This is a genomic window from Nocardia farcinica (genome assembly GCF_029867845.1).
Taxonomy (GTDB): domain Bacteria; phylum Actinomycetota; class Actinomycetes; order Mycobacteriales; family Mycobacteriaceae; genus Nocardia; species Nocardia farcinica_A.
In genome coordinates this window covers 1-9,515 of sequence record NZ_JARWRU010000176.1, presented here as the reverse complement: position 1 = coordinate 9,515, position 9,515 = coordinate 1, and the positions used below count along the sequence as shown (strand labels likewise).

General features: G+C 74.3%; 7 protein-coding genes. 3 read left to right on the top strand and 4 right to left on the bottom strand.

Features of this window, described 5'->3' with window-relative positions:
• Positions 1 to 730: class A beta-lactamase-related serine hydrolase (locus QH283_RS03640; RefSeq protein ID WP_280501602.1), on the bottom strand; the 730-nt coding region annotated here is incomplete at its 3' end.
• 98 nt (positions 731 to 828) lie between these two features.
• Positions 829 to 1,782 carry a LysR family transcriptional regulator gene (locus QH283_RS03635; RefSeq protein WP_280501600.1) on the bottom strand — a complete coding sequence of 318 codons (954 nt, stop codon included), beginning with the start codon at positions 1,780 to 1,782 and terminating at the stop codon, positions 829 to 831.
• A gap of 227 nt (positions 1,783 to 2,009) precedes the next feature.
• On the opposite strand from QH283_RS03635, the gene bla reads away from it, so the two are divergent.
• Positions 2,010 to 2,897 carry a class A beta-lactamase gene (gene bla, locus QH283_RS03630; protein ID WP_432420650.1) on the top strand — a complete coding sequence of 296 codons (888 nt, stop codon included), beginning with the start codon at positions 2,010 to 2,012 and terminating at the stop codon, positions 2,895 to 2,897.
• Positions 2,898 to 2,941: 44 nt separating this feature from the next.
• On the opposite strand, the gene QH283_RS03625 is transcribed toward bla, so the two are convergent.
• Complete coding sequence (locus tag QH283_RS03625; RefSeq protein ID WP_280501598.1) at positions 2,942 to 3,727, bottom strand: serine hydrolase; 786 nt, start codon at positions 3,725 to 3,727, stop codon at positions 2,942 to 2,944.
• Between the two features lie 142 nt (positions 3,728 to 3,869).
• Between QH283_RS03625 and rarD the strand changes: the two genes are divergently transcribed.
• Both rarD and QH283_RS03615 read left to right on the top strand, forming a co-directional pair.
• Complete coding sequence (gene rarD, locus QH283_RS03620) at positions 3,870 to 4,904, top strand: EamA family transporter RarD (protein WP_280501597.1); 1,035 nt, start codon at positions 3,870 to 3,872, stop codon at positions 4,902 to 4,904.
• 273 nt (positions 4,905 to 5,177) lie between these two features.
• The gene (locus QH283_RS03615; protein WP_280501601.1) at positions 5,178 to 6,083 is read left to right on the top strand and encodes an ADP-ribosylglycohydrolase family protein; all 906 of its coding nucleotides are present in this window, start codon (positions 5,178 to 5,180) and stop codon (positions 6,081 to 6,083) included.
• A gap of 71 nt (positions 6,084 to 6,154) precedes the next feature.
• Here the strand turns inward: QH283_RS03615 and QH283_RS03610 are convergent, their stop codons facing one another.
• Positions 6,155 to 9,403, bottom strand: a complete 3,249-nt coding sequence (locus QH283_RS03610; protein WP_414689596.1) for an arabinosyltransferase domain-containing protein — start codon at positions 9,401 to 9,403, stop codon at positions 6,155 to 6,157.
• Between the last annotated feature and the right edge of the window lie 112 nt (positions 9,404 to 9,515).

Below are 9,515 nucleotides of genomic sequence, written 5' to 3'. Positions count from 1 at the left end.
CCACCGTGACCCCGCGATGCGGGAACGCCGCCGCGATGCGGTGCGGCCACACCTGCGCGGCCATCACCGAGCGCACGAAGGCGGTCTGCGCCGGCGAGAGCACCCGGCCCGCCCACAGCGCGCGCAGCAGCCTGGTCATCTCCTCCGGCGTGGTCGCGCTGGTGTAGGCGGGGTCGTAGGCCGAGACCGTGTGGGCCTCGTCGTTGTCGGCCAGCGCGGCGAACGCCTCGGCGGTGGTGTGGGTGTCGGTGTCGCGCAGCAGGCCGCGGTGCACGTCGGCGGTGCCGCCCACGATCCTGGTCCCGGTCAGCCCCAGCTCGGCGACCAGCTCCTCGACCGCGCCGAGGCCGATCTCGCCCAGCAGCACGTCGGCGGCGGCGTTGTCGGAGACGGTCATCATGGAGGTCGCCAGGTCACGGCGGCTCATGGTCACCGGATCGCGCAGTGCGGCCAGACCGGTCGGGCCCGGCGTGCACTCGGCCGGGTCGACGGTGAGCCGGGCGACCGGGTCGATCCGGCCCGCCTCCACCGCCCGGCAGAAGGCCACCAGCAGCACCAGCTTGTAGACCGAGGCGGTGACCACGCGGGCCCGGCCGTCGACCTCGATCTCCGCCCCGCCGCCCGGCGGCCCCTCCCCGGCCGCGCCGAGATCGCAACGGCGGGCGTGCAGCCGGCCCGTGCAGCCCGCGTCGGCGAAGACGGCACGGATGCGACCGGCCGCCGCGCGCAGCGGGTCGGTTTCCGGCGGAGCAGCTCCGAGGCGGGGCGATCCTGTTCGCCAGAACTGCACCCGCCGATCCTGCTCGGTGTGTCGCCGGCGCGCGGCGCTCATCGCAGACGCTCGCGGTAGAGCACCTGGTCGAGGATCGCCGCGAACGACGCGGCATCGGTCGCGCCCGCCGTGGGGCGGCCGGAGGCCGTCGCGACCGTCTGCACCTGCCCCGGCTCCCGGTCCGTGCGCGGCCGGTCGCCGGGACGGTGGGCGACGCGCACGCGCAGGGCGATGGCCTGTGGGGCGAGGTCGAGCCAGGCGATGCCGGGTATCTCGGCCGGGGGCATGGTGGTCAGGCCGAAGCCGGCGCCCGCGGCGACGGCGGCGAGAACGGCGCGGTCGTCACGGGCGGTGACGGACCTCGGGTCGAGGCCGCGTTCGCGCAGCAGGTCGAGGACGGTGTCGAAGGCGGGCGGGTTGGCGGCGCGGGGCGGGCAGGCGAAGGTCAGGTCGGCGAGCATGCGGAGGGTGGGACGGTCGGCGTGGGCGCTGCGGTGATCGGCGGGCACGAGCACCCGGCGCGGGATCTTCACGATCGGCCCGGCTTCGACGCCGTCGAGCAGGGCGGGATGGTCGATGACGGCCACCTCGCACAGCCCGGCGCGCAGGTCGGCGAGCAGGTCCACGGTGGCGCCCACCGTGGTCGTCACCGTGGCCCCGGTGCGCTGCCGCAGCGCGGCGACACAGGCGGTTACGAGCCGGTCGGGCAGGGCGGCGGTCACGCCGAGATGAACCAGGCCGCGGGCGCGGGCGATGCGGCCTGCTTCGGCGCACAGGCGGTCGGCGTCGTCGACGAGCAGCCGCGAGCGCGGCAACAGCTGCCTGCCCGCGGTGGTGAGGTGGGCGCCCCGGCTGGTGCGGTGCACGAGTTCGACGCCGAGGAACCGCTCGAGCCTGCGCAGTCCCTGCGACAACGGCGGCTGGGTCATGTCGAGCGCGGCCGCCGCCCGCCCGAAGTGCCCCTCGTCGGCGACCGCGACGAAGAAGCGCAGGTGGCGGATGAGATCCATGCGGCCATTGAATCAACCGCCGCGGGCGGCGGCGGGCGATCCCGTCGCGGCCCGGTTGGTTTCCCCGCGCCCGCCACGGCTCGGACCTGCGGCGATACCGACCGCGACTCGCGGCGCGCACCCGGCGATATTGGCCGGGGAGACCGGGGACGTGATCTGGTCGGCGGGTGAACTTCTCCGCACCACAGCACCGAAAGTCCCGTCGCATCCGCTTGCTCGCCGCCACGCTGCTGGCACCGGCGCTCGCGTTGCCTGCCGCGTGCGGCGCCGACCCCGGCACCACCGCGCCCGCCGGAACGACCACCAGCGCCGCCGTGACCTCCGTGGCCGCCGACATCGCGCCGTTCGCCGCGCTGGAGGCGAACTCCGCCGCCCGTCTCGGCGTCTTCGCCGTCGACACCGGCACCGGGCGCACGGTGGCCTATCGCGAGCACGAGCGCTTCCCGATGGCCTCCACCTTCAAGGGCCTGGCCTGCGGCGCGTTGCTGCGCGACCATCCGCTCGACTCCGGCTTCTTCGAGCAGGTCGTCCGCTACGGCCCCGACGAGCTCGTCGAATACTCGCCGGTCACCGAGCAGCACGTCGAATCCGGGATGACGGTGGCACAGCTGTGCGAGGCCGCTGTCACCGTCTCCGACAACGGCGCGGGCAACCAGCTGCTGAAACTGCTCGGCGGTCCCGAGGGTTTCACCGCCTTCCTGCGTTCCCTCGGCGACGACACCTCGCGCCTGGACCGCTGGGAGACCGAGCTGAACACCGCGACCCCCGGCGACGAGCGCGACACCACCACTCCCGCCGCCCTGGCCGCCGACTACCGGGCGCTCGTCGTCGGCGACGTCCTCGCCGAGCCGGAACGCGACCGGCTCGCCGGCTGGCTGATCGCCAACACCACCGGTGACACCCGCGTCCGCGCGGGCCTGCCCGCGGACTGGACCGTCGGCGACAAGACCGGCACCCCCGCCTACGGCGGTGCCCTCGATGTCGCCGTCGCCTGGCCACCGGGCCGCGCCCCGATCGTCCTCGCGGTCATGACCTCGACCACCGACCCGCAAGCCGAGCCCGACAACGCGCTCGTCGCCGAAGCCGCCCGCGCGGCGGTCGCCGCCCTCGGCTGAAATCGGCTTGTCCGAGCTCGGTCCGCCCGACGCGAGCGGACCGCTCACCGACCGCCCGCGAACTCCCCGGCGATGCCGTCCAGCTGTTCCACCGCATCGGGCGGCGCCCCGGCGATCGCCCCGAGGATCTGCGGGAGCGCGGCGAGCACGTCGGCGGTCTGGTCCTCCGCGCTGCCGTAGGTGTGCGCCGCCACGGTGAAACCGGGTCCGTAGGAGACCGAGGCGACGTCCGGTGCGCCGAAGTCCGACCAGCCCCACTTGGTGCCGAGCACCCCCGGGACCCTGGAAGTGCCCCAGTCCTGCGGGGTGCCGTCGACGGCGTGGTCGCCCGCGGTGGCCATCCAGGTGAGGATCGGTGAGAACGGGTGGGTGCGGGTCAGGGTGATCAGGAAATCGGCGGCGTCGGCGCTGCTGGTGGCCGAGGCGCTCCAGTGCCCGGCGGGCATGGTCGCGGTCAGGCCGTACTCGGCGGCGATCGCGGCGATCGCATTCGGATAGCGGGCGGCCAGCGTGTCGGCCGCCGCGTCGTCGGACCAGCGGATCATGCGCTCGCCGAGCGCGGTGTCGGCGGCCGAGCCGTCGCCGTGCCGCAGTGCGTGGTCGGCGAGGTACAGCTTGGCCAGTGACAGCGCCCCGCGCGGGGCGTTCGCCTGCCCGAGTTCCCAGCCGGCGCCGCGGTCGACACGCCCGGCGATGGTGGTGCGCTCGACCGGTTCGGCGGCGGAGTCGGTGGCCGGTTGCGGCGGCGCGGGGTCGGCGATCGCCGCGGCCGGAGCCGACAGGCACGCGCAGGCGAGCAGCAGGGTTGACAGCAGAGCCCGTTGGCGCATGACGACCTCCGGTGGCGCTCCGGCCGAGGTGCCGGTGTCTTCCGAATCACCACTGCGGCGGCGGTCAAACCGGCCGGCGAGCGGGATCGCGACGGTGGTCCGGTCCGTGCGGCCGAACGCGCGGCCATCGCCGTTCACGGACATGGACCTCGTCCGCCGACAGCAGAAGATCGGTAGCGGCGGTAACGTTCGCCGCGTGCGTGCAGCCAGATCGGTCCCGGGAGTCGCCTTCGGCGTTGGCGCGTATTTCTCGTGGGGTCTGTTCCCCGCCTTCTTCGGCCTGCTGGCCTTCGCGAGCGCGGTGGAGATCCTGGCGCAGCGGATCGTGTGGACGGTGGTGGCCGCGCTGGCGGTGCTGGCAGTCGCCGGGCGGCTGCGCGAGCTGCGGGAGATCGACGCCCGCACCTGGCGGCTGGCGGCTCTGGCCTCGGTGGCCATCTCGATCAACTGGGGTGTCTATGTCTACGGCGTGACCTCGGGACACGTGGTGGAATGCGCGCTCGGCTACTTCACCAATCCGCTGGTCACCGTGGCGTTCGGGGTGCTGATCTTCCGGGAGCGGCTGGCCGCGGCGCAGTGGGTGGCGCTCGGCCTCGGCGCGGCGGCCGTGGTGGTGCTGACCGTCGACTACGGCAGGCCGCCCTACATCGCGCTCGTGCTCGCCGTGTCGTTCGCGCTCTACGGCCTGGTCAAGAAGGTGATCCGGCTCGACGCCATGCGAAGCCTGGCCGCCGAGGGACTGGTCTCGGCGCCCTTCGCGCTCGCCTTTCTGGTCTTCCTGTCGGTCACCGGCGCCAACACCCTGTTCGACGGGCCGGTGGAGGCCGGGCTGCTCATGGCGACCGGCCCGGTGACGCTGGTGCCGCTGCTGCTGTTCGCCGTCGCCGCCCAGCGGGTGCCGCTGTCCACGATGGGGCTGCTGCAATATCTGACCCCCGCCATGCAGATGGCCTGGGGTGTGGCGGTCGCGCACGAGCCGATGCCCGCATCCCGCTGGGCCGGGTTCGCCCTCATCTGGATCGCGCTGGCCGTCTTCTCCGCCGACGCGCTGCGGCGCGGCCGACGCGCCCGCCGCGAACTGCGCTCCCGCACCGAGGCCCCCGCCGAGTCTGCCGCGGCGGCCCCCGATGGCGATACCACCGCGTCGGGCCAGGCAGCGATGCGCGACAGCCGGTAGCGGTCCATCTGGAGACGCCGGTGGCCGACCGAGGGGCCGGTGGACCCGCGGCGATGCCCGTGTGTTGCGCCGATGCGAGCGCGGCGTGACCGAGCCGGCAGACGGTAGATTCGGTGCCGCGCACGCGGACCGCGCGTGCCGGACCACGAGGGGTAGCGAGCCGTGAACGCATTCGCCGACGGGACCACCGGCGGGATGTCCGTGACACCCGACGCGGGCGCGCCGACCGCGGGCGCAGCGGCCGATCCGGCGCGGGCCGCCCTGCGCGACCGGATGGCGGGCGTGTTGCTCGGCACCGCCGCGGGCGACGCGCTCGGCGCGGGCTACGAGTTCACCCGTCCCGGCGAACATGTGCCGATCGACATGATCGGCGGTGGCCTGGGCGATTTCGCTCCCGGGGAGTGGACCGACGACACCGCCATGGCGCTGGCCATCGCGCTGGCCGCCGACGAGCGCCGCCCCGGCCTCGACCTGGACGCCGTCGCCGCGGGCTTCGTGCGCTGGTACGAGTCCGGCCCGGCCGACATCGGCGTGCAGACATCCAAGGTGCTCTCCGGCCGCCCGGCGTCCGCCGCCGCCATGCGGGCCCGCTCGGACGCGCTGGCGGGCCGCACCGGCGGCAACGGCTCGCTCATGCGCACCGCGCCCATCGCGCTGGTCCATCTGGACGACCCGAGCGCCTGCGACCGCGCCGCCGCCGAGGTCAGCCTGCTCACCCACAGCGACCCGCAAGCCGCCGAGGCCTGCCGCATCTGGCCCCTCGGCATCCGCCACGCCGTGCTCCACGCGAATTTCGACGGCGTGCGCGCGGCCGCCGACGCCCTCGACACCGCCGCCGACTGGCACCGCCTGCTCGACGAGGCCGAAACCGGCGGCCCCGGCCACTTCCCGAACAACGGCTGGGTCGTGCACGCGCTCCAGACCGCCTGGTGGGCCGTCACCACCACGGACGCGAACTCGCCCGATCACCTGGCCGCCGCGCTGGCACGGTGCGTGCGCGCGGGCGGCGACACCGACACCACGGCCGCCATCGCGGGCGGACTGCTCGGCGCCAGGTGGGGCGCCTCGGCGGTCCCGTCCCGTTGGCGCGACATGCTGCACGGCTACCCCGGGCTCACCGGCGCCGACCTGGTCGCGCTCGCCGAGCGGATCACGCCGGGGTTCGGCCCGTCCGCCTGAACATTCCGTCACGTACCGGCAGACGCGCGTCCCGCCGTCGGGCCGGTGCGGCGCGGGCGGACCTCACGGCCTCAGTAGGAGGTGTTGATCGCCCCCGGTGACCACAGACCGCTGTGATCGTGGCGGGTGATCTCCGGTTCGGCGGGCACGGCCGAGTCGTCCAAGCGGGTGAACTGTTGCAGCTCGCCCCAATCGCGGTCCCAGTCACCGTCGAGGTAGGTGGCCAGGGCGCGGGCGGACAGCAGTTTGCCGGTCCAGCCGAGCGGGCCGCCGCTGTCGTGGGACTGCCACAGGTTGGTGACCGCGGCGCCGCCCCGGTCGGGCAGGATGCGGTAGGCCGGGACCTCGGCGATGCCGTACCGGTGGTCGAACGGGCGCTGCTTCGGGAACTGCAGGCCCACCATCCAGTCGATGAGCACCGGCTGCTCGCTGCCGACGAACTCGTCCAGGGTGACGGTCCGCGGCATGCGCGGCGGGGTGAGCGCCAGCCACTGCGCGGGATTGCGGTCGCGGTCGACGGCGACCACCCGGATGACGTCGGCCTCGGCCGGGATCCGGGTGAACGGCACCCGCAGGTTGCGCCACGACGGGGCGGGCCCGATGTCGATCGGGGTGACCCGGCCCAGCGGCCTGGCCTCGCCCGCGCCGTCGGCGATGCCGTATTCGATCTCCACCTGCTGGCCGTCGGTCACCACGCCGTCGGCGTCGACCGAGCGGATGCGGCCCGCCGCGCTGAGCGCGATGATGTCGCGGCGGTCGGCCACGGCGGGCAGCCGGTACCAGCCGGTGGTCAGTTCGGCGGGTCCGGCGTCGCCGGAGCGGTAACTGCCCATGACCGGCACCCGCGCCGGGTCGAGGCCGAACGGCAGTGCGGCGGTGGCGCGGCCGGCCGACTCGTTGTCGGAGGAGTCGGCGCCGAGCGCGTCGGCGATGCTGCCGGAGGAGTTGTCCTCCGAGTCCGGGCGCAGGTCGTCGGCCACGCCCGCCGGGGTGAACCCCTCGCCGGTCCCGGTGAAGGTGGACAGCGCGTCCCCGTTCAGCGGTTCCAGCATGCCCTCGTTCGGATCCTGTTCCACCAGCACGTATCCGGCCAGCGCGTGCGGCTCGCCGGTCACCGCCGCCAGGTTCGAGCGGGCCAGGGAGAACGATTCGCCCTGCGCCACCGCCGCTTTGGCGAAGGAGCCGAGGTCCCACAGCACCAGCGCCGCCAGCGCGATGGTCAGCGGCGGCGACGCCGCCAGCCGCCACCAGCCGCGCGAGACCCGGTGCGGCACTCCGTCGTCGGGGGCGCGCACGTGCCACCAGGCGGCCACCGCCAGCAGCGCCAGCGCCAGCGCGAGGAACAGCTTGTTGAAACCGATCCCGGCGATCGCGGGCGACTTGTCCCACCACGGCATGCCGTAGGAGGAGACGTACCACCAGCCGTTGGTGCCGGAGAACACCAGCGCCAGCAGGAAAGCCACCGCCGCGGCGAACAGCGCCCGGTTGCGCGGCGCCCGCAGCACCCTCGGACCGACCGCCATGGCCGCGAGCACCGCCACACCGCCCGCCACGCCCGCGTACACGCCGAAGTGGTGGGTCCACTTGGTGGGCGTGATCATGATGAGCAGCAGCGCGCCCGCCGTGGCGCCGAGCAGTCTGCGCGAGGGTCCGGCCGCGGTGAGCGGGATCCGCCCGCCACGGCGCAGCAGCACCGCGACACCGATGACCAGTCCGGCGAGCATCATGAAGATGCCGACGCGGCGGCCGATCGAGCCGTCGATCTCCGGCTGGAACAGGTACTGGTAACGCAGGTACTCCTGGAACCACGGCACGTCGGGGCCGATGGCGTGATGCACCCGCCGCATCTCGGTGGCCGCGCTCAACGGCTGGTCGGCGAAGGCCACCGCCAGCACGAGCAGACCGGCCGCTCCCAGCGGCGCGAGCAGGGTGGCGTAGCCGAGCAGGCGCCGGCCGAGCGACCCGGCATCGCCTGCCCGGCGCATGACCGTGCGCGCCACCGGGCGGATGCCCGCCGCCAGCGCCGCGAGGCAGATGATCCCGGAGGGACCCGCGGTGATGGTGAACGCGGCGACCAGCACGGCCACAGCGGCGGGCGCCAGCCTGCGGGTGGCGATGGCACGTTCCACCGACACCCAGGTCAGCAGCAGTCCGAGCGCGACCGGCGGCTCCGGGCGCAGGCCGTTGTTGTAGGGCAGCCACACCGCGAGGAAACCGAGCGCTCCGGTCCACACCGCCAGCCGGTCGTGGCGCACCGCGACGCCGAGGCGCGGCACCACCTCCCGGCTCAGCAGCAACCACACCAGGATGCCCGCGACCAGGGCGGGCAGACGCACCCACGGACTGGCCGTGGTGATCTCGGACATGACCCGGATCAGGTCGTAATAGGGCGTGCCGATCGGGTTCTCCGGCACCCCGAAATAGGCGAAATAGTTGGCCATGTACCCGGACACGCCCGAGGCGCGGGCCATGCCGAACTGGTAGCCGTCGTCGGAGGTGGTGGCGCCGATGAAATGCCAGAGCACCAGCACGCCGACCACCACGCCGTCGAGCACGGTCAGGCCACGCAGCCGGGGCAGGACGCGACGGGAGCGCCTGCCGTCCTCGCGGTCGATGCGGTGCAGGGCCACCAGGGCTACCGCGGTGGCGATCAGGGCCAGCCAGATGGCGGCGCGCTTGAGCGGAGTCGGGGTGGAGGAGAAGCGGCTGTCGATCTCGGCGGTCACCGCGGCGCCCGCGGCGTCGGTGAGGTCGCTGTAGATGCCGACCAGCTGCGGGCGGTAGTCGCCGTCGAGCCGGACGGTGGACTCCCCGGCGTAGCCGGTCAGCTCCGCGGTGGCCGCCGCGGCGTCGGCGCGCACCGCCAGGGCACAGCCGGGAGCGAGTTCGGTGACCGGGACGCTGAACAGCGCCTGGTTGCGCAACACCACGTCCAGGCGGGCGGGGTCGTCCTCGGTGGCCGCGGTGACACGGGCGAGGAAGCCGTGCCGCTCCAGGTCGGGTGAGCCGGTGGGGCCGCTGGCGACGAGCGTGCCGCCGCCCGGGCCGATCCCGTCCACGGCCGCGCACGGGATCGTGGTCTCGAAGATCAGCGGCGCATAGCCGACCAGCGGCGCTTCGATGCTGTCGGCCGCGCCGTGCTGCGGCCAGTTCAGGGTGGCCGCGTCGACCCGGACGGGCAGCAGCGGCACCGCGATCGCGCACCCGATCGCGATCAGCGCGGCGATCAGGGCGATCGGACGTGCCGAGGCCGACCGGGAATCCGGTTGCCGCGGCGGGTTTTCCGAATCGCCCGCGGAGACCGTCCGCGGCCGGACCATGATGTCAGCCACGGCGACCGATAGTAACGGGCGCCACGATCGCCCCCGGCGGACCGTCGACGGAGCGGTCAGGGCCCGCGGCGGCGGGGGGGGGGGGGGGGGGGGCGGGCGG